Raw genomic sequence first — 18,983 nt, forward strand, 5'->3', positions numbered from 1 at the left:
CTTCTCCCCACTTCTGCCGGGGTGATCCACAGTGCCAACCGATTTATCTGTCCGTCTCTGCACGTTTGTTCTCTCGCTGATTCTGATTGCGTTTGCGCTGCCGGCTTTTGCCGGCCCATTCGAGGATGCGGTCGCCAAATTCGCCAACGACGAGTTTTCCGACACCGAAGAGGCGATCGGCTTGATCGCGAGCAGCGGCAACAAGCTGGCCTTTCCGATCATCAGCGCGCTCCAGGACGGCCGGCTGATGGCCGATGCCGATAGCAAGAAGGTTTACGTCACCGGCCCCGACGGCAAGTCGGTCGACGCCGCAACCGGCGAGCCCGTCGCCAGCGTTCCCGACAGCGCGAGCGCGGTGCGTCTCAACAACCGCCTGCGTCGCAGCGTCGATGCAGCACTCGGCAGCCTGACGCTGCAGTCGCCGGATCTGGCGACGCGCCTCCAGGCCGCGCAATCCGTCTTCAAGTCGCACGAGGAGACTGCGCTCGACGCGGTCGATGCCGCGCTCGCCAAGGAGACCAACAAATCGGTCAAGGCGGCGCTCGGCGAAGCCCGCGCGGCGATCCTGCTGTTCAAGTCTGACGCCAGCGAGGTCGAGAAGCTCGAAGCGGTCGGCACCCTCAAGGCGCGCGGCGACCAGGAGGCATTGGCTCTGCTCACGGGCATGGGCGACCAGCCGGCCTCGGTGACCAAGGCTGCCGCCAGCGCCATCAGCTCGATCCAGTCTTCGCTCGCGGTCTGGTCGACGGTGCAGAACGCCTGGTACGGCCTCTCGCTCGGCTCGGTGCTGCTGCTCGCCGCGATCGGCCTTGCCATCACCTTCGGCGTGATGGGCGTCATCAACATGGCGCATGGCGAGATGGTGATGATCGGGGCCTACACCACCTTCGTGGTGCAGGAGGTGATCCGCACCCGGTATCCCGCATTGTTCGACTTTTCGCTGCTGATCGCGGTGCCGCTCGCCTTCCTCGTCGCCGGTGCGATCGGCGTGTTGATCGAGCGCAGCATCATCCGGTTTCTCTACGGCCGCCCGCTGGAGACGCTGCTCGCGACCTGGGGGCTGTCGCTGGTGCTGCAGCAGGCCGTGCGCACCATGTTCGGCCCGACCAACCGCGAGGTCGGCAACCCCTCCTGGATGAGCGGCGCCTTCGAGCTCGGCCAGATCACCATCACCTATAACCGGCTCTGGATCCTCTGCTTCACGCTCGCCGTGTTCGCGATCCTGCTCGCGATGCTGCGCTACACCGCGCTCGGCCTCGAGATGCGCGCGGTGACGCAGAACCGCCGCATGGCGGCTTCGATGGGCATCGCCACCTCGCGCGTCGACGCGCTGACCTTCGGCCTCGGCTCGGGTATCGCGGGCATTGCCGGCGTGGCGCTGTCGCAGATCGACAATGTCAGCCCCAATCTCGGCCAGAGTTACATCATCGATAGTTTCATGGTCGTGGTGTTCGGCGGGGTCGGCAATCTCTGGGGCACGCTGGTCGGCGCCTTCACGCTCGGCATCGCCAACAAGTTCCTGGAGCCGGTCGCCGGCGCCGTGCTCGGCAAGATCGCGATTCTCGTTCTCATCATCCTGTTCATTCAAAAGCGCCCGCGCGGGCTGTTCGCGCTCAAGGGCCGTGCGGTGGAAGCATGACCCCTCACATGCTGACCCGATCGCTGGACCGCGGTGCGACGATCTTCCTCGTGATCGTCGCGGCCTGCGGCATCCTCATCCCGCTCTCCAATCTGCTGTTGCCTCCAGGCTCGTTCCTCCAGGTGCCGACTTACCTAGTCGCGCTCTGGGGCAAATATGTCTGCTACGCCATCCTGGCGCTCGCGATCGACCTGATCTGGGGCTATTGCGGCATCCTCTCACTCGGCCACGGCGCCTTCTTCGCGCTCGGCGGCTACGCGATGGGCATGTACCTGATGCGGCAGATCGGCACCCGTGGCGTCTACGGCAACCCCATCCTGCCCGATTTTATGGTATTCCTGAACTGGCAGAAGCTGCCCTGGTACTGGTACGGCTTCGACATGTTCTGGTTTGCGGCGCTGATGGTGCTGGTCGTGCCGGGCCTGCTCGCCTTCTGCTTCGGCTGGCTCGCCTTCCGCTCCCGCGTCACCGGCGTGTATTTATCGATCATCACGCAGGCGATGACCTACGCGCTGCTGCTCGCCTTCTTCCGCAACGACTTTGGTTTTGGCGGCAATAACGGCCTCACCGACTTCAAGGACATTCTAGGCTTCAACGTGCAGGCGGAGGGCACCCGCGCAGCGCTGTTCGCGCTGAGCTGCCTCGCGCTGATCCTCGGTTTCCTGATCTGCCGCGCGATCGTCTCGTCCAAGCTCGGCAAGGTGCTGATCGCAGTGCGCGATGCGGAATCGCGCACGCGCTTCCTGGGCTACCGCGTCGAGTCCTACAAGCTGTTCGTGTTCACGGTGTCGGCCTGCATGGCCGGCGTTGCCGGCGCGCTCTACGTGCCGCAGGTCGGCATCATCAATCCGTCCGAATTCGCCCCCGGCAATTCGATCGAGGCGGTGATCTGGGTCGCAGTCGGCGGCCGCGGCACGCTGGTGGGCGCTGCGCTCGGCGCCATCGTCGTCAACTACGCCAAAACCTTCTTCACCTCGGGCGTGCTGGCGCCGTACTGGTTGTTCATGCTGGGCGCGCTGTTCATCCTGGTGACCTTGCTGCTGCCCAAGGGCATCGTCGGCACCTTCAATGCCTGGTGGGACCAGTCGAAGGACAAGCGCGCGGCGACCTCGGCGAGCGCCGCCGCCGAAGACGGCGTCAGCCAACCGAAGATGGCGGAGTAAGCGGTCATGAACGTCATGGACACCCGCGCGACCTCGGCGATGCTTTACCTGGACGGCGTGCACGTCTCGTTCGACGGTTTTCACGCCATCAACAACCTGTCGCTGACACTCGAACCCGGCGAGATGCGCGCCATCATCGGCCCGAACGGCGCCGGCAAGACCACGATGATGGACATCATCACCGGCAAGACCAAGCCCGACGAGGGCACGGTGTTGTTCGACGGCGTCACCGATTTGACGCGGCTCGACGAGACCCGCATCGCCGAGCTCGGCATCGGCCGCAAGTTCCAGAAGCCGACCGTGTTCGAGAGCCAGACCGTGCAGGACAACCTCCTGCTCGCGCTCAATGTTGACCATAGCGTCAAGGGCACGCTGTTCTGGCGCGGCAGCAAGGCCGAATCCGAGCGCATCGACAAGGTGCTGGAGACGATCCGCCTCACCGAGGCGCGCAACCGTCTCGCCGGCAGCCTCAGCCACGGCCAGAAGCAGTGGCTCGAGATCGGCATGCTGCTGGCGCAGGACCCGAAGCTGCTGCTCGTCGACGAGCCCGTCGCCGGCATGACCGACGTGGAGACGCATCTGACCGCCGAGCTCTTGAAAGAGATCAACAAGACCCACACCGTGATGGTGGTCGAGCATGACATGACGTTCGTGCGCGAGCTCGGCGTCAAGGTCACCTGCCTGCACGAAGGCACGGTGCTGGCCGAAGGCACCATCGACCAGGTCTCGTCCAACGAGCGGGTCATCGAAGTCTATCTGGGACGCTGAGCGATGCTTGAGGTCAAGGACATCAACCTGTTCTACGGCGCGGCGCAGGCGCTGCGCGGCGTCTCGATCGCGGCCGAGCCGGGCAAGGTGACGTGCGTGCTCGGGCGCAACGGCGTCGGCAAGACCTCGCTGCTGCGCGCCATGGTCGGGCAATATCCGATCTCCTCGGGCGCGATCATGCTCGACGGCAGCGACATCACCGGCCTCAAGCCCTATGAGCGCGCCCGCAAGGGCATCGGCTTCGTGCCGCAGGGCCGAGAGATCTTTCCGCTTTTGACAGTCGAGGAGAACCTCAAGACCGGCTTCGGCCCGCTCAAGCGCGAGGACAAGCACATTCCGGACGACGTGTTCTCGCTGTTTCCGGTGCTGCAATCCATGCTCGGCCGGCGCGGCGGCGACCTCTCCGGCGGCCAGCAGCAGCAGCTCGCGATCGGCCGCGCGCTGGTGATGCGGCCAAAGCTGCTGCTGCTCGACGAGCCGACCGAGGGCATCCAGCCCTCGATCATCAAGGACATCGGCCGCGCCATCTCATACCTGCGCAATCTCGGCAACATCGCCATCGTGCTGGTCGAACAATATCTCGACTTTGCCTGCGAACTCGGCGACAGTTTTGCCGTGATGGATCGCGGCGCGGTGAAGTTCACCTGCAACCGCTCCAATCTCGACCCGAGCGAAATCAGCCGCCAGATGGCGCTGTAGCCCGGAAATTTGCCGCGACCGGCTGGGGAGGCGGATGCGCAGCGAGCTATCAGCCACGTCTATCTTATTCGAGGCGAACCGCGCCCGCGGCGCGGTGCGGTTCGGCGTGCATGCCCGTGACGGGGTGACGCGACGCGGGGCCCTGCATGAATCCGGCTCCTTGCGTGTGCGCTTTCCCTCGCCGGAAGGCGAAGGGCTCTCCGGCGTGTTCGTCAACACGGCAGGTGGCGTTGCCGGCGGTGATCGCTTCGACATCGAGATCGCGGTCGCCGATGCCGCGCGCCTGACATTGACCACAGCGGCCGCCGAAAAGGTCTATCGCGCGCCTGGCGCGCCGGCGCAGCTCAATATCGCCTTGAAGGTCGCCGCTGGCGCGCATCTCGCCTGGTTGCCCCAGGAGACGATCCTGTTCGATCGTGCCCGGGTCCATCGCCGCTTCGACATCGAGCTCGACGCGGCCGCCTCGCTCCTGCTTTGCGAGATCGTCGTATTCGGCCGCACCGCCATGGGTGAGCGGATGGAGCAGGGCGAGTTCGTCGACCGCTGGCGGCTCTCCCGCGGCGGCAAATTGGTGTTCGCGGAGACCGTCAGGCTCGATGGCAATATCGGCGCCAAACTTGGCCGGTCCGCCGCCGCAAAAGGCGGCGCCGCGATCGGCACGGCGCTGATCGTCCCCGGCGACGAGGCCCTGGTTGAAAAAATCCGCGAGGCCTCGGACTCATTCTCCGGCGAAGTCGGAATCTCGGCCTGGAATGGCTTTGCAATGGCGCGGTTCTGTGCCCAAGATGCAGCGCGTTTGCGGGCCGACATGATGGCCGTGCTGGCGCGCACAGGTGCGGCGCTGCCGCGGCTCTGGCTGAATTGACGTGTTGAATGGAAGAGATTTTTCATGAATCTGTCTCCCCGCGAAAAGGACAAGCTTCTGATCTCGATGGCCGCCATCGTGGCGCGCCGCCGGCTGGATCGCGGCGTCAAGCTCAACCATCCCGAGGCGGTCGCGATCATCTCCGATTTCATTCTCGAAGGCGCGCGCGACGGCCGCACCGTGGCCGATCTGATGCAGTCAGGCGCGCAGGTGCTGACCCGCGACCAGGTGATGCCGGGAATTCCCGAGATGATCCACGACATCCAGGTCGAGGCAACGTTCCCTGATGGCACCAAGCTCGTCACCGTGCACGAGCCGATCAGGTAGCTGCTAATTCGTCATTCCGGGGCGCCCGCAGGGCGAACCCGGAATCCAGAGGTTTTGGTTTCGAGATTCCGGGTTCTCGCTGCGCGAGCCCCGGAATGACGAGGAGGATAGAATGATCCCCGGCGAACTCTTCATCCAGGACGGCGAGATCGAGCTCAATGCCGGCCGCAGAACCGTAACGCTCACGGTCGCCAATACCGGCGACCGCCCGATCCAGGTCGGCTCGCACTACCATTTCTTCGAGACCAACCCCGCGCTGAAGTTCGACCGCAAGAAAGCGCGCGGCATGCGCCTCGACATCGCCGCCGGCACCGCCGTCCGCTTCGAGCCCGGCCAGACCCGCGACGTCCAGCTCGTCGCGTTGGCCGGCAAGAAGACCATCTACGGCTTCCGCGGCGACGTGATGGGGAAGCTGTGAGTTCAGCAGGAACGAGCATGGCGCGGCACCGTTGAGGCGAAAACGGAGGAATTTGCCATGCTCTCCCCGATCCGCCTCGTCACCGAAGCCGCCGAGCTCGCCGCGCACCGCCACAACGGGATGGCGCGGAAGGGGCGCGGCAATCAGCCCTACATCAATCACCTCGCCGAGGTCGCGAACCTGCTTGCGACCGCCACCGACGGCGCCGATGCCGAGCTGGTCGCGGCCGGCTGGCTGCACGATACGATAGAGGACACTGATACTACACGCGAGGAGCTTGCGCAGACATTCTCCGCGCGTGTCGCCTCCCTTGTCGTCGAATGCACCGACGATATGAGCCTGCCGAAGGCCGAGCGGCGGCAGAAGCAGATCGAGGACGCTCCGCACAAATCTCCCGGCGCCAAGCTGATCAAGATCGCCGACAAGATCAGCAATATCGGCGCGCGGATTCAGTCCGATCCAACCGCCGGAGAGCGTGACGAGCTCGCCGACTACACCGGCTGGGCCGAACAGGTGGTCGCGGGCTGCCGCGGCGGCAATGCGTGGCTCGACACGAAATTCGACGATGCCGTGAAAGCAGCGAGGGCTTTGCTGTGAGCAGACAACAGTTCAATCGGAAACGGGGCTTGTGATGTCCGTCAAGATAAAGCGTTCCGTCTATGCCGACATGTTCGGCCCGACCACCGGCGACAGGGTGCGGCTGGCCGATACCGACCTCATCATCGAGGTGGAGAAGGATTTCACCACTTATGGCGAGGAGGTGAAGTTCGGCGGCGGCAAGGTGATCCGCGACGGCATGGGGCAGTCGCAGGTGACCAACAAGCAGGGCGCGGCCGACACCGTCATCACCAATGCGCTGATCGTCGATCACTGGGGCATCGTGAAAGCCGACGTCGCGATCAAGGACGGCATGATCTCCGCGATCGGCAAGGCCGGCAATCCCGACATCCAGCCGGGCATCACCATCGTCATCGGTCCCGGCACCGACGTGATCGCAGGGGAAGGCAAGATCCTCACCGCCGGCGGCTTCGACAGCCACATCCATTTCATCTGCCCGCAGCAGATCGAGCACGCGCTCATGAGCGGCGTCACCTCGATGCTGGGCGGCGGCACAGGCCCGTCGCACGGTACCTTCGCCACCACCTGCACGCCCGGCCCCTGGCACATTGGGCGGATGATCCAGTCGTTCGATGCCTTCCCGGTCAATCTGGGCATCTCCGGCAAGGGCAACGCTTCGCGTCCCGCCGCGCTGGTCGAGATGATCAAGGCCGGCGCCTGTGCGCTGAAGCTGCATGAGGACTGGGGCACCACGCCGGCCGCGATCGACAACTGCTTGTCGGTGGCCGATGACTACGACGTCCAGGTCATGCTGCATTCCGACACGCTGAATGAGTCCGGCTTCGTCGAGGACACGATCAAGGCCTTCAAGGGCCGCACCATCCACGCCTTCCACACCGAGGGCGCTGGCGGCGGCCACGCGCCTGACATCATCAAGGTCGCCGGCCTGAAGAACGTGCTGCCATCCTCGACGAATCCGACGCGGCCCTTCACGCGCAACACCATCGACGAGCATCTGGACATGCTGATGGTGTGCCACCACCTCGATCCGTCGATCGCGGAAGATCTGGCATTCGCAGAAAGCCGCATCCGCAAGGAGACCATAGCGGCGGAGGACATCCTGCACGATCTCGGCGCGCTCTCGATGATGTCCTCGGATTCGCAGGCCATGGGCCGGCTCGGCGAGGTCATCATCCGGACCTGGCAGACCGCCGACAAGATGAAGAAGCAGCGTGGGCAGCTCGCCCAGGACAAGGGCAAGGACAACGACAACTTTCGCGTCAAGCGCTACATCGCCAAGTATACGATCAACCCGGCGATTGCGCACGGCGTGTCAAAATTGATCGGCTCGGTGGAGAAGGGCAAGCTTGCCGATCTGGTGCTGTGGTCGCCCGCGTTCTTCGGCGTCAAGCCGGACTGCGTCGTCAAGGGTGGCACCATCGTCGCAGCGCCCATGGGCGATCCCAACGCCTCGATTCCGACGCCGCAGCCGGTGCATTACCAGCCGATGTTCGGCGCCTTCGGCAGGGCGCGCACCGCATCTTCGGTCGTCTTCACCTCGAAGGCTGCAGTCACCGGCGGTCTCGCGCGAAAGCTCGGCATCGAGAAGAAGCTCTACGCAGTCCAGAACACCCGCGGAAAGATCTCGAAGAAGAGCATGATCCACAACGACGCCACACCCGACATCGAGGTCGATCCGGAGACCTATGAGGTGCGCGCCGATGGCGAACTCCTCACCTGCGCCCCCGCCGAGGTGCTGCCGATGGCGCAGCGATATTTCATGTACTGAAATAGCGGGTCAACGCATGTCCCCGGAACATGTCCGGGGATGGCTTTTCGGGTTTTGCGTTCGATCCCGCCTGGTCTAATGTCCCGCCCGGTATCGTAACCTTGAGAAGAAAAGCCGGGAGGATTTCTCGTGATCTACGTCGTTGCCACCTTGACCATCAAGCCCGAGACGCGCGCCGAATTCATTGCAGCCGCCACCGCCTGTATCAAGGAGACGCGGAAGGAGCCCGGCAATATCGCCTATGATCTGCACGAGAGCGTCACCGATCCCACCAAGATGGTGTTCGTCGAGCAGTGGGAGAATGCCGAGGCGCTGGTGCCGCATCGTGCCATGGAGCACATGAAGACGTTCGGCCGCGTCGCGGTGAAGTGCTTTACCGCGCCACCCAAGATCGAGGTGATCACGCCCGAGAAGGTCGAAGTACGGTAACAGGGTAGAAGCGAATGATCCGGGCGACGCAGGTTAAGGGACAGCACCGCTTCACGGAAGCCCCAGCGGATACGGTCGTGCTTGACTTCGACGATCGGCACCGCCGCCGCATGGTGATGACGGGAACGCGCGGTCTCGAGTTCCTGCTCGACCTGGAGAACGCCGTCGCGCTGCGCGGCGGCGATGCGCTGGTGCTCGAGGACGGAAGGCTGATCGAGGTGGTTGCGGCGCCCGAGCCGCTGCTCGAGATCCGCGGCCGCGATCCGCACCATCTCATCCGCGTCGGCTGGCATCTCGGCAACCGCCATCTGCCGACGCAGATCATGGCGAAGGCCTTGCGCATCCGCCGCGACCACGTCATCGAGGCGATGGTGAAAGGGCTCGGTGCGCGTGTGGTCGAGATCGAGGCGCCGTTCGATCCCGAAGGCGGCGCTTATGCCGATGCCGGTCGTGCGCACGGGCACGATAATCATGCCCATCATGATCACGCGCACGACGATCACGGTCATCATCACCATGATCATGGTCACGACCACCAACACGACGAGCATTGCGACCACCCAGACCATCACCACGGCCACAAGCATGCTCATGACCACAAATGAGCCGGCCAGTGCCGGCGACCTCGGCAAGGGCGAGGCGGCGGCGCTGTACCGGCTGATGACTTGGCTGTCGCCGGCGTTTCCCGTCGGTGGCTTCTCCTATTCCAGCGGCATCGAGTGGGCGGTCGAGGCGGGTGATATCACTGACACCGTGACGCTCGCCGACTGGCTCGAGGCGCTCTTCGCCGATGGCTCCGGCTATTGTGATGCGACGCTTCTGGTCCATGCCTATCGGGCTGCGGAGGCGGGTGACGAGGTCGCCCTGAGCGACATTGCCGAGCTTGCCGCGGCCTTCGTGCCGTCGCGCGAGCGGCAGCTCGAGACGACCTCGCAGGGACGCGCCTTCGTCGACATCGCACGCGCCGCGTGGGATGCCGATGGCCTGGATGCCATGGTGGCGGCATGCCGCACGCCACTGGTCTATCCCGTCGCCGTCGGGGTCGTCGCCGCGATGCACGGCGTCGCGCTGGCGCCGACGCTGCACGCCTTCCTGCATGCGCTGGTCTCGAACTGGATCTCGGCGGCAAGCCGCCTCATTCCGCTTGGCCAGACCGACAGCCAGCGCGTGCTGGTGAAGCTGGAAACCGCTGTGGCCGCCACCGCCAATCGTGCGCTGCATGCGACCCTGGACGATCTCGGCAGCTCGACGTTTCGCGCCGATCTCGCCAGCTTGCGGCACGAGACGCAATATACGCGGCTGTTTCGCTCTTGAGCGTTGCGGCCTTCAATCCATCAGGAGAGAGCTAGTCACATGTCGAAATCCCACGGCCCCTTGCGTGTCGGCGTCGGCGGCCCGGTCGGGTCGGGCAAGACCGCGCTGATGGACCTGCTGTGCAAGAGCATGCGCGAGCGCTATGACATCGCCGCGATCACCAACGACATCTACACGAAATGGGATGCGGAATTCCTGGTGCGGTCGGGCTCGCTGACGCCGGACCGCATCGCCGGCGTCGAGACCGGCGGTTGTCCGCACACCGCGATCCGTGAGGACGCCTCGATGAATCTCGCGGCGGTCGCGGACATGCGCGCGAAATTCCCGGGGCTCGATCTCGTGCTGATCGAATCCGGCGGCGACAATCTCGCTGCCACTTTTTCCCCTGAGCTGGCCGACCTCACCATCTACGTCATCGACGTGGCAGCCGGTGACAAGATCCCGTCCAAGGGCGGTCCCGGCATCACCCGATCCGACCTGCTGGTCATCAACAAGATCGACCTCGCGCCCCATGTCGGCGCCTCCCTGGAGAAGATGGATACGGACGCGCGACGCATGCGCGGCGAACGCCCCTTCGTCATGACAAACCTGAAGAAGAGCGAGGGGCTCGACCGCATCGTCGGCTTCATCGAGGCCAAAGGCGGCCTGAAACGGGCGTAGCGCAGGCGCTTTTCGCCGTTAACACCTGGGGCAAAGCGCGCCGCGCGGAACAAATTTCAGACACGGCGATTAACTACCTCCGGTGCCCGGGGGCAGGTTAATCCCGGCCAGACCATCGGCCGGACGAATTAAGCTTTTCGGGCGACCCAAGTTGCGTACTGATGCCTCCTCCTTCATTATCTCCGCCACTGGGGTTCACCCTGTTTCGGCACATGGCCGTTCGATCGGCGTTCATATGCTCCGTGCTTATTGTCGACCTGCTGCTTTCGCCTGAGTAGTCGCGTGGTCCGGCTGGGTTTCATCATCGGTTTCATCGCTCTGCTCGGAGCTTTGCTCTCCGGGCTGGCGGCCTATCGCGTTCACGACCAGGAGCTGGCGCTGGACCGGATCGCGCTCGCGCGCGCCATCGACGTTCACGCTAGCCTCGTACAGGACCGGCTGACCGAGCGCGAGCTGCTCGCGCGCGTCGCATCAGGCTTGTTCCGCGCGCCATCGGTGCTCAAGCCGAACATGCTGGAGCCGCTGCGCTCGGCCATCTACGCCTTCAAGACCGATTTCGTGGTGGCCGGCTGGGTTGCCCGCCTTCAACCGAACGAGCTCGCAGCGGCGCAGGCCGCGATCGCGGCCGCCGGCTTCCCGAAGCCTGAGATCCGCGACTACAACGATAAGCCGATCACTGGCCTCACCCAGCCGATCGACGTGTTGATGGATCTCGAGCCGCGCAGCGACGAGACCAAGATGCTGCCCGGCCGCAGCTATGATCAGGATCCGGTGCGCAGCGCGATGCTCACCCGCGCCCGGGTCGAGAAGCGGTCGGTCGCCTCCGACCCCGTGCCGCTCCTGCATGCGAACGGGCCGATCGGCGTGATCGTCGCAGCACCCGTCATTCCCGAAGGGGCGACCGTGCCGGTCGGCTTCGTCACATTTTCCTACGAGCTCGCCTCGCTGATGCTGACCAACGACGATATGTCGTTGTTCTCGGTCGCGCTCAAGGACCCGCGCCGGGAAGGCGGCGAGCTGATCGCCAACGACCAGGGCGTGGTCTCGACGCGCGGGGCGGCGGCGGACGGGCCGGCGCCGTCCGCGACGCGCACGGTGAGCTTCGGCGGTCGCGACTGGCAGCTTAGCTATTACGCCAAGACCAACTCGGCGCGGCGGGCCGAGCAGACCGCGATCATCGTGGCCGCGATCGGCTTTGCCATCACCGCGATGGTGTGCGGCCTGTTCGGCTATGTCGCCTACAACAATCTGCGGCTCAGCCGCGAGATCCAGGTGCGGATCGGCTTCGAGCGCCGGCTGACCGCCGTCATCGACGAGCTCAACCACCGGGTCAAGAACATCCTGGCGGTGATCCAGTCGATCGTGACGCGGACGCTGCGCCACGGCTCGGACATCGACGTCGCGCGCGAGCTCCTGATCGGCCGCATCCACGCCATGTCCAACGTGGTCTCGCTGCTCAGCGAGAGCCAGTGGCAGGGCGTCAAGCTGAAGGGCCTGTTCGAGGCGCGGGCCATCCCGCATGCGGACCGCATCGCCGTCACCGGTCCCGACATCGCGGTCAGCGCGCGCGCGGCGCAGAGCCTATCGCTGTTGTTCTTCGAGCTCGCCTCGCACTCCGACGAGGGCCTGTCGCTGGTCGGCAAGCATCCGCACATCACCGCCAACTGGACCGTGACGGGCGAGGCGCCCGACGAGGTCTTCCATTTCCGCTGGGAGGAGTTCAACACCAGCGAAGCGACGCGCCGCCCGGATTCCGATTTCGGCCTGATCCTGCTCGACCGCGTCGCGCCCGAGGCGCTCGGCGGCACCGCCAAGCGCTTCTTCACCGATGTCTCCTATGTCTATGAGCTGACCGCGCCGATGGAGACGGTGGTCGATATGACCGAGCGCGATCGCACCGACAAGATCTCGGCGCCGGTAAGGCCCGTGCGCAGTTAAGCTTTCGGCCGCAAGATCAGGTCGACCAAGTTGCGCGCATACCCAGGCGTGATCGGCGTGATGCCGAAGACATAGCGGTAGAACAGGTTGCCATAGATCGCGTCGTAGAGATCTTCCGCCGGTCCCTCGGCCTGGATGCTGCCGTCGTTCTGGCCTGCGGCAATGATCTCCACCAGCGCGTCGCGGCGGAATTGCAGATAGTGGGCGTAGAACAACTCAGCCGAGCCGGTCTTCGAAATACATTCGGAGATGACAGCAAGCTGGACCTTGCCGAATTCGCCCTGAAGCGCCTCGGCATAGGCCGCGGCGTGGCGGCGGGTGCGCGCCGCGGGGCTGCCGGAGCCGACTGGTGGCAGCGGCAGCATCTGCGCGGCGTGGTGGAGGAAGGCGTCGATCAAAAGCGCCTCGCGCGACGGCCACCATTTATAGATCGTCATCTTGGAGACGCTGGAATGGCGCGCAACGGCGTCGATGGTGGTGGCGGCAAGGCCGGTGGCGGCCATAAGCGCATAGGCGCTTTCGAGGATGGCGTTCGTGGTCTCGATCGACCTCGGCCGGCCGCGCCGGGGCGCGCCGCCGGCCTCTTCACCCCCGCCTTTCGCCATCGCCACGTTCGGTCTCCTCGCGACACCCGGCATAGCGCAGCCGCCGCTTTCGGCCTAGCAGAATCGCACGATTCTTTTGGCAGCACGTGTCCGAGCGAATGGATCCCGGTTCGCGTGAAGAAAACGCGTCAAGATAGGAATCCAAGGCTCCGTTGCGAGTCCATGGGAACAGGGCTCTAGGCCTGCTGGCGCAAGGCCGCCGGCAAGTCCTGCCGCTTGGACCAGGAGATGTAGTAGGCAACTCCGGTCAGCGCGGCGAAACCAACGAGGCTCACCGCGATCTGCATCACCACCAGGTTCGGCCCCGTGATCAAGATGAGATGGCCGGCGAAGGACAGGAACACGGCGATGCAGAACACCGCGAGCCATTCCTCACCGCATGTGATCACCGCCTGAAGCGGCCGCCAATTCAGGCCGGGATGATCGGCCGGAACGAGATGGGTCGCGAGGAAGGCGAGCGCGAGGAAATGGACCACGCGATAGGGCGCGAGGTTTTCCTTGTCGGTCGGCGTGATGCCGTTGAGGAAGAGGTCCGGCAGGTAGGCGGACAAAGCCGGCGAATGGCGCATCAGGGTGACGGCCATCGCAAAGATGAGGTAGGCGCCGGCGAGGATCCGCAGCCATGGCATGCCGCGCAGCGCCCGCCCCGGCGCGCCCGTCACGGCGAACCAGCCGCCCAGCACCATCAGTATCTGCCAGCACAGCGGATTGAAGGTCCACTCCTGGTCGGGATAGACGTGGAAATTCCAGTCGAACCAGCGTGCCGCCACATACAGCGCGATCGATGCGCCGAGCGTCACGTTCGGCCGCCGCAGCAGCCCCCACAGCACGAGCGGAAAGAACGCCATCAGCGGGATCATCAGTTGCAGCAGGTCGAGGTTCAGGGGCTCCTCCTGCAGCACGAGGCCGCGCACCAGGATGCGCAGCGGGTGCTCGAGAATCCCGGAGATGTTGTATTCGTGGATGATCTCCGGCGCCATCGACTGCGAGGCGACATAGGCGATGGTATCGATATAGATCACGAACAGCACGACATAGGCCGCGTAAAGCCGCCAGACGCGGCGGAAGATGCGCGTCGCCGCAACGAGATAGCCGCGCTCCAGCGCCATCCGTCCATGGATGATGGCGACGCCATAACCGACCACGAACACGAACAGGTCAGCCGCGCCGCTGAAGCCGAAGTTGCGCAGCGTCAGCAAATTAACGACGTTGTTCGGGATGTGATCGACGAACACCGACCAGTTGGCGATACCGAGCGTCAAATAGAGCCTGGCGTCGTGCTGGAATGCGGCGAGGTTCGCCTTGACCGACGGCTTCATTGCTAAATATTTCGTTTGGAATCAGGGCGCTGCTTTTAGCGGCAACCGCCTGCCCATCCGAGTAGCGTTTGCGTGAGCGGGGCCGGTTTTGTCCCGGCTGGTGAAAAATTGCGCAAGCGCGCGCCGGCGTGTCGGCGGGCCCCCGCTTTACCCTACCCGGGACGCAATTTTCGGAAAGCGGGGCGATTAGTTCTCCGCTCACCAGAGACCTCCCGAGTGCTGCTGCTCGACCTCGTCACGATCGTGGTGCTCGCCAGCGGAGTTTATCTCTGGTTGGTGCGGTCGCGGGCCAGCAGGACGCAAAAGGGTTCTGCCGCGGCCCTTCCGCTGAGATCGCCAGGTGCCGCGGCATGACCGGACGCCGTTCGCTAGCCCTGATCTGGCACTGGCCGTCGCTGCTCGCAGCCTTGAGCATTTTCGGTCTGCTCTCCGCGCTGCTTGGCCAGACCGGGTTCTGGCTGCCGCTGTCGTGGATCTCGCTCGCAATGCCGCTCGCGGTGGCCGCGATCTGCATCGGCCGCAGCCGGGTGTGACGTCACTCCGCCGGCTCGGCCGAGGCCTCGTCGGAGACGCCGGCGCGGCTCGCCATAATGCCGAGTGCGACGCCGCCGATGGCGAGGATCGGCAAGAGCCGCTTGACCCCGATGGCGCGAACGATCTGGAGTCCCGTGGCGAGCAGCATGGGGTCGGCAAGCATGCTGTGCGCGGCCGACTTTGCGGCGCGCTCGGCCGCGATATGGGCTTCCTTGCGCAACTGCCGCTTGTAGGCCCAATAGGTCACCGCCGCCGTCAGGGTCAGCAGGAAGAAGACGCCGGCCCCCGCGAGGCATGCCTGCACCGGACCATATTTCTCGAGCACGGAGATGAACGCCGCCGCGCACAGGAAGCAGGTCGTGATGAACAGCGCGAATGCGGTGCCTGCGGCGAGCGAGGTCAGCCGCACAGTCGTGCCTGCGGATGCATTGATCCCGTCGATGATGCGCTGAAACATGGCCTTGCTCCTCAGACCCCCACAAGCCGCCGCCGGGCAGCGCCACGGCGCGCTGCCGTTATCTCGATCCGTTCCGCGGACCTTACCGCCGCCAGGCGGCGCCGATCAGGAAACCGATGCCGAGCGCGAGAGCGACAGTCGCGAGCGGCCGCTGCGTGATCGCCTCTTCCAGCGTCTCCTCGATCGATCCGTAGGCGTCCTGCGCAGCCCCCATCATCGCGCTGCCGCGGTCCGACATGTCGTCGATCGCCGAATCCATGTTCTCGCGCGCCTGGCGATAGCCGCGCCTGGCCTGCTTGCTGGTCGAATTCGCAAAGGTGTTGAGCGCGTCGGTGATCTGGTCGGTGAGGGTGGCGATATCGCTTTTCACGGCTGCTACATCCTTCTCGAGGCGTTCTCTGGTGGCTTTGTCGGTCCAGTCTCTGATCCCGGCATCGGCATTGGGCGTGGACATCAGGAGCTCCGAACTGTTGACGGCTGAGATAGCCGGAAAACGCTTCGTCGCCGGGGAAGTTCCGTTCTCGGAAACCAGTCAGTCCTGTGGCAACTGCGGCGCATCCGCCGGCAGAAGATGCTCCTTCAGGATAAGCGCGACGATCAGCAGCGGCGACGACAGGAACGCGCCCATCGGCCCCCACAGCCAGGTCCAGAACGCGAGCGCGAGCAGCACGGCGAGCGCATTCAGCGCCAGCCGCCGCCCGATGATGGTAGGCGTAACGAAATGTCCCTCCAGGAAAGTGATGCCGCCGAAGGCGAGAGCGGCAAGCAGGCCGCTGCTGATGGTCGGGAAGGCGACGAGCCCCACCACGACAAGGATGGCGAACATCGCAATCGGCCCGATGATCGGGATGAAGTTGAGGGTTGCCGCAAGTGCGCCAAGGCCGGCGGGATTGGGCATGCGGGTGAGCGCGCAGACGACGCCGGTGGCAACCCCGACGCCGATATTGATGACGGTCACGGTAAGGAGATAGTTGCCAAGATGGACCTCGATCTCGTTGAGGATCCGTAGCGTCCGCAGCCGCGCGTCGCGGTCGCTGAAGGTCATGATCAGCGCCCGCCGCAAATCGCGCCAGCTCGCGATGAACAGGATGAGCGTAACGAAGAACAGCAGGAATTCGGTGAAGGTCGGCGACAGAAATTCCAGCGTCGGCTGCACCCATTCGAGTTTCGGCATCTGGAAGCTCGGCAGCCCCTCCGAGCCGCCGACCATGGCTTGCAGCTCCTTCCACAACGCCAGCGGCCGGTCGAGCACGTGCAGCTTGTCCTTCAGCTGCGCGCCGAGCTCCGGCAGGCGCGAGCTCCATTCCATCACCGGCGAGGCGATCAGCGCGACGACGAAGGCGACCACCGCAGACACGGCGACCACGATCAGCACGGCGCCGACCCCGCGCGGCACCTTGCGGTTCTCCAGGAACGTCGCTGCTGGAGACAGCATGGTGCCGATGACGAAGGCCATCACCACGGGGAGGAAGAACGGCTTGCCGACATAGAGCACGGCCACGACCGCGATCAGCAGCAGGCCGGCGAGCGCGAAGGCAACGAACTCGGTGCGGCGGATGACCGGCGGCAGCTCGACATGGCTGTCGGGGAGCGGGGCGCCTTCGCCGTTACCGGAAATCAGACGTTCGCTGGGAAGGACGCGCACAATATCTCTCCCGCACGGAAAGCCTCCGCGCGCCCACTGCTGATCATCCAACGCGCGCGCGGCGCTGCGGTTCCATCGCGGCTTCGTGAAGTCGCGCTCGCTTGACTGTGACGTCGCTGCCTCAGACGGCGGCGGAACTTCAGTCGCCTTGGCCGCGTTTGCTGGAAAGCCGCATCACCCCTGATGCACAGATCCAACGGGGCAGCACATGACAACGTTCCTTGCCGTCCGTCGCCGCTTCTCGCCGCGCGCCGTAACCGCTGTGGCCTTTGCGACAGCATTGCTGACAGTGCCGTTCGGCGCTGCCAGCGCGCAAACTTTCGGCTATGCGCCGATGCAGCCGCCCCTCTATCCGCAAGATCAGAGCTATGCGCGAGGCTATGCCAGCCAGGGCTATGTCACCGACGAGCCGCAGGCGAGGGACGAGGATGCCGTGCTGCCCGATCGGCTGCGCAAGCAGATCGTCAGCTTCGACCGCAGCGAGCCGGCCGGCACCATCGTCATCGATACCGGCAACACCTATCTCTACTACGTGCTCGGCAATGGCCGTGCCATCCGCTACGGCGTCGGCGTGGGTCGCGAGGGCTTCACCTGGTCGGGCGTGCAGAGCGTCAGCCGCAAGGCGGAATGGCCGGACTGGCATCCGCCGGCCCAGATGATCGCGCGCCAACCCTATCTGCCGCGCTTCGTCGCCGGCGGCCCGGGTAATCCGCTCGGCGCGCGTGCGATGTATCTCGGCTCGAGCGAATACCGCATCCACGGCACCAACGATCCCACCACGATCGGAAAGTTCGTCTCCTCCGGCTGCATCCGCATGACCAACGAGGACGTCATCGATCTGTTCAGCCGCGTCAATATCGGCGCCAAGGTCGTGGTGCTGCCGAAGAACGCCCCGCTGATGGCCAAGGGAGGCGACCCCGTTCGCAAGCGCCCGGCGATGACGACGCTGCCCTCGGGCCGGCAGGCGCTGAACATCCCGGCGTCGGCCGTGAACTGAGAGTGCGAGAGGTCACATGAACAGACGTTCGATCGGCAAACTGGCCGGTGGCGCGGCAGCATTGTTCGCGGTCGCTTCTCTCGGCTGCGCGCTGACGCCGTCCGCGCATGCGGAGGATTTCTTCTCGGCCTTGTTTGGCGGATTCCGCATGCGTCCGCCGCCGCAGATCCGCGTCCCGTTCCCGGACGACGACATGCCGCGATATGAAGCACCGCGGGCGCGCGCCAGCTATGGCGGCGGCACGGCCTATTGCGTGCGCGGCTGCGATGGCCGTTACTTCCCGGCGCAGGGCAACGATGCCGAGAGCAAGGCGCAATCCTGCAAGAGCTTCTGCCCGGCGTCCGAAACCTCGCTGGTCTATGGCAGCAATATCGACGAGGCGACGACAGAGAACGGAAAATCCTATTCCGACCTGCCCAACGCCTTCCGCTACCGCAACGAGCTCGTTGCCGGCTGCACCTGCAACGGGAAGGATCCGGTCGGGCTCGCCCAGGTCAAGGTCGAGGACGATCCCACCTTGCGCAAGGGCGACATCGTCGCGGGCGCCGAGGGCCTCGTCGTCGCCAACCGCAACGCCAACGACCGCCACGGCGTCGCGATGAACTTCTCCCCGCTGCCGCAATCACTCCGCGCCAAATTCCGCCAGGTGCCCGTGGTGGCGAAGGAGTAGGGCGGCGCCATCGAGTTGGCGACGCTCGTTGCTCCGCCAAAACTGCCGTCCCGGAGCGCGCCGAAGTGGTGAGCCCGGGACCCCAGCGCGAGCGCTTGCGCTTGTCGCGATACCACACGGAGAAGTTTGGCGAAAACTCGGGGTTAGCAGCTCGCGCGTGACTTCCTGTGTGATGGATCCCTGCTTTCG

At 64.9% G+C, this 18,983-nt stretch carries 22 protein-coding genes; 17 read left to right on the plus strand and 5 right to left on the minus strand.

The window, feature by feature from the left end:
* Positions 1-31: 31 nt before the first annotated feature.
* The 14 genes from urtB (at position 32) to AC5V87_RS04825 (ending at position 12,567) form a co-directional block, all read left to right on the plus strand.
* Positions 32-1,639, plus strand: a complete 1,608-nt coding sequence (gene urtB, locus AC5V87_RS04760) for an urea ABC transporter permease subunit UrtB (protein WP_456841116.1) — start codon at positions 32-34, stop codon at positions 1,637-1,639.
* Positions 1,636-2,802 carry an urea ABC transporter permease subunit UrtC gene (gene urtC, locus AC5V87_RS04765; RefSeq protein WP_456841115.1) on the plus strand — a complete coding sequence of 389 codons (1,167 nt, stop codon included), beginning with the start codon at positions 1,636-1,638 and terminating at the stop codon, positions 2,800-2,802. The genes urtB and urtC overlap by 4 nt, the downstream gene beginning before the upstream one ends.
* Before the next feature lie 6 nt (positions 2,803-2,808).
* A complete protein-coding gene (gene urtD / locus AC5V87_RS04770) occupies positions 2,809-3,570 on the plus strand; it encodes an urea ABC transporter ATP-binding protein UrtD (protein WP_456841114.1) in 762 nt (253 codons plus the stop codon).
* Positions 3,571-3,573: 3 nt separating this feature from the next.
* On the plus strand, positions 3,574-4,269 hold the full coding sequence (urtE, locus tag AC5V87_RS04775) for an urea ABC transporter ATP-binding subunit UrtE (RefSeq protein ID WP_495370155.1): 696 nt from the start codon (positions 3,574-3,576) through the stop codon (positions 4,267-4,269).
* A 34-nt stretch (positions 4,270-4,303) separates the two neighbouring features.
* Positions 4,304-5,134, plus strand: coding sequence for an urease accessory protein UreD (locus AC5V87_RS04780; RefSeq protein ID WP_495370156.1), 831 nt, complete (start codon positions 4,304-4,306; stop codon positions 5,132-5,134).
* Positions 5,135-5,158: 24 nt separating this feature from the next.
* Entirely contained in the window at positions 5,159-5,461 is a 303-nt protein-coding gene (locus AC5V87_RS04785; RefSeq protein ID WP_260374319.1) for an urease subunit gamma, read from the plus strand.
* A gap of 112 nt (positions 5,462-5,573) precedes the next feature.
* The gene (locus AC5V87_RS04790) at positions 5,574-5,879 is read left to right on the plus strand and encodes an urease subunit beta (RefSeq protein WP_092186707.1); all 306 of its coding nucleotides are present in this window, start codon (positions 5,574-5,576) and stop codon (positions 5,877-5,879) included.
* A gap of 57 nt (positions 5,880-5,936) precedes the next feature.
* Positions 5,937-6,476: an HD domain-containing protein gene (locus tag AC5V87_RS04795; protein WP_456841111.1), complete on the plus strand. Its 540-nt coding sequence runs from the start codon at positions 5,937-5,939 to the stop codon at positions 6,474-6,476.
* Between the two features lie 34 nt (positions 6,477-6,510).
* On the plus strand, positions 6,511-8,226 hold the full coding sequence (gene ureC, locus AC5V87_RS04800; protein WP_456841110.1) for an urease subunit alpha: 1,716 nt from the start codon (positions 6,511-6,513) through the stop codon (positions 8,224-8,226).
* A 129-nt stretch (positions 8,227-8,355) separates the two neighbouring features.
* Positions 8,356-8,655 carry a putative quinol monooxygenase gene (locus AC5V87_RS04805; protein ID WP_456841109.1) on the plus strand — a complete coding sequence of 100 codons (300 nt, stop codon included), beginning with the start codon at positions 8,356-8,358 and terminating at the stop codon, positions 8,653-8,655.
* Between the two features lie 14 nt (positions 8,656-8,669).
* Positions 8,670-9,260 carry an urease accessory protein UreE gene (locus AC5V87_RS04810; RefSeq protein ID WP_456841108.1) on the plus strand — a complete coding sequence of 197 codons (591 nt, stop codon included), beginning with the start codon at positions 8,670-8,672 and terminating at the stop codon, positions 9,258-9,260.
* Entirely contained in the window at positions 9,241-9,969 is a 729-nt protein-coding gene (locus AC5V87_RS04815; RefSeq protein ID WP_495372035.1) for an urease accessory protein UreF, read from the plus strand. Before AC5V87_RS04810 ends, AC5V87_RS04815 begins: the two co-directional genes overlap by 20 nt.
* A gap of 39 nt (positions 9,970-10,008) precedes the next feature.
* Positions 10,009-10,629, plus strand: a complete 621-nt coding sequence (gene ureG / locus AC5V87_RS04820) for an urease accessory protein UreG (protein ID WP_495370157.1) — start codon at positions 10,009-10,011, stop codon at positions 10,627-10,629.
* Positions 10,630-10,911: 282 nt separating this feature from the next.
* Entirely contained in the window at positions 10,912-12,567 is a 1,656-nt protein-coding gene (locus AC5V87_RS04825; RefSeq protein ID WP_495370158.1) for a CHASE domain-containing protein, read from the plus strand.
* Here the strand turns inward: AC5V87_RS04825 and AC5V87_RS04830 are convergent.
* Together AC5V87_RS04830 and AC5V87_RS04835 are read right to left on the minus strand one after the other, a co-directional pair.
* Positions 12,564-13,172 carry a TetR/AcrR family transcriptional regulator gene (locus tag AC5V87_RS04830; protein ID WP_456843467.1) on the minus strand — a complete coding sequence of 203 codons (609 nt, stop codon included), beginning with the start codon at positions 13,170-13,172 and terminating at the stop codon, positions 12,564-12,566. The two genes, AC5V87_RS04825 and AC5V87_RS04830, sit on opposite strands and share 4 nt — an antisense overlap.
* 176 nt (positions 13,173-13,348) lie before the next feature.
* On the minus strand, positions 13,349-14,491 hold the full coding sequence (locus tag AC5V87_RS04835; protein ID WP_495370159.1) for an OpgC domain-containing protein: 1,143 nt from the start codon (positions 14,489-14,491) through the stop codon (positions 13,349-13,351).
* 350 nt (positions 14,492-14,841) lie between these two features.
* On the opposite strand from AC5V87_RS04835, the gene AC5V87_RS04840 reads away from it, so the two are divergent.
* The gene (locus AC5V87_RS04840; protein ID WP_495370160.1) at positions 14,842-15,024 is read left to right on the plus strand and encodes a hypothetical protein; all 183 of its coding nucleotides are present in this window, start codon (positions 14,842-14,844) and stop codon (positions 15,022-15,024) included.
* Between the two features lie 2 nt (positions 15,025-15,026).
* Here the strand turns inward: AC5V87_RS04840 and AC5V87_RS04845 are convergent, their stop codons facing one another.
* From AC5V87_RS04845 to AC5V87_RS04855, 3 genes are all read right to left on the minus strand, one after another.
* Positions 15,027-15,482, minus strand: coding sequence for a hypothetical protein (locus AC5V87_RS04845; protein WP_456841103.1), 456 nt, complete (start codon positions 15,480-15,482; stop codon positions 15,027-15,029).
* Between the two features lie 82 nt (positions 15,483-15,564).
* On the minus strand, positions 15,565-15,936 hold the full coding sequence (locus AC5V87_RS04850; RefSeq protein WP_456841102.1) for an ElaB/YgaM/YqjD family protein: 372 nt from the start codon (positions 15,934-15,936) through the stop codon (positions 15,565-15,567).
* Between the two features lie 78 nt (positions 15,937-16,014).
* Positions 16,015-17,127, minus strand: a complete 1,113-nt coding sequence (locus AC5V87_RS04855) for an AI-2E family transporter (protein ID WP_456841101.1) — start codon at positions 17,125-17,127, stop codon at positions 16,015-16,017.
* A gap of 208 nt (positions 17,128-17,335) precedes the next feature.
* Between AC5V87_RS04855 and AC5V87_RS04860 the strand changes: the two genes are divergently transcribed.
* Positions 17,336-18,124, plus strand: a complete 789-nt coding sequence (locus AC5V87_RS04860) for a L,D-transpeptidase (RefSeq protein WP_495370161.1) — start codon at positions 17,336-17,338, stop codon at positions 18,122-18,124.
* 16 nt (positions 18,125-18,140) lie between these two features.
* Entirely contained in the window at positions 18,141-18,794 is a 654-nt protein-coding gene (locus tag AC5V87_RS04865) for a DUF2865 domain-containing protein (RefSeq protein ID WP_495370162.1), read from the plus strand.
* The last annotated feature ends 189 nt before the right edge of the window (positions 18,795-18,983 follow it).

This window comes from Bradyrhizobium sp. SOJA106, assembly GCF_059448745.1.

Coding starts and splice junctions, on each gene's coding strand:
- urtC (WP_456841115.1), top strand. CDS start 1,636: ATGACCCCTCACATGCTGACCCGATCGCTGGACCGCGGTGCGACGATC.
- urtD (WP_456841114.1), top strand. CDS start 2,809: ATGAACGTCATGGACACCCGCGCGACCTCGGCGATGCTTTACCTGGAC.
- urtE (WP_495370155.1), top strand. CDS start 3,574: ATGCTTGAGGTCAAGGACATCAACCTGTTCTACGGCGCGGCGCAGGCG.
- AC5V87_RS04780 (WP_495370156.1), top strand. CDS start 4,304: ATGCGCAGCGAGCTATCAGCCACGTCTATCTTATTCGAGGCGAACCGC.
- AC5V87_RS04785 (WP_260374319.1), top strand. CDS start 5,159: ATGAATCTGTCTCCCCGCGAAAAGGACAAGCTTCTGATCTCGATGGCC.
- AC5V87_RS04790 (WP_092186707.1), top strand. CDS start 5,574: ATGATCCCCGGCGAACTCTTCATCCAGGACGGCGAGATCGAGCTCAAT.
- AC5V87_RS04795 (WP_456841111.1), top strand. CDS start 5,937: ATGCTCTCCCCGATCCGCCTCGTCACCGAAGCCGCCGAGCTCGCCGCG.
- ureC (WP_456841110.1), top strand. CDS start 6,511: ATGTCCGTCAAGATAAAGCGTTCCGTCTATGCCGACATGTTCGGCCCG.
- AC5V87_RS04810 (WP_456841108.1), top strand. CDS start 8,670: ATGATCCGGGCGACGCAGGTTAAGGGACAGCACCGCTTCACGGAAGCC.
- AC5V87_RS04815 (WP_495372035.1), top strand. CDS start 9,241: ATGCTCATGACCACAAATGAGCCGGCCAGTGCCGGCGACCTCGGCAAG.
- ureG (WP_495370157.1), top strand. CDS start 10,009: ATGTCGAAATCCCACGGCCCCTTGCGTGTCGGCGTCGGCGGCCCGGTC.
- AC5V87_RS04830 (WP_456843467.1), bottom strand. CDS start 13,172: ATGGCGAAAGGCGGGGGTGAAGAGGCCGGCGGCGCGCCCCGGCGCGGC.
- AC5V87_RS04835 (WP_495370159.1), bottom strand. CDS start 14,491: ATGAAGCCGTCGGTCAAGGCGAACCTCGCCGCATTCCAGCACGACGCC.
- AC5V87_RS04840 (WP_495370160.1), top strand. CDS start 14,842: ATGACCGGACGCCGTTCGCTAGCCCTGATCTGGCACTGGCCGTCGCTG.
- AC5V87_RS04845 (WP_456841103.1), bottom strand. CDS start 15,482: ATGTTTCAGCGCATCATCGACGGGATCAATGCATCCGCAGGCACGACT.
- AC5V87_RS04850 (WP_456841102.1), bottom strand. CDS start 15,936: ATGTCCACGCCCAATGCCGATGCCGGGATCAGAGACTGGACCGACAAA.
- AC5V87_RS04860 (WP_495370161.1), top strand. CDS start 17,336: ATGACAACGTTCCTTGCCGTCCGTCGCCGCTTCTCGCCGCGCGCCGTA.
- AC5V87_RS04865 (WP_495370162.1), top strand. CDS start 18,141: ATGAACAGACGTTCGATCGGCAAACTGGCCGGTGGCGCGGCAGCATTG.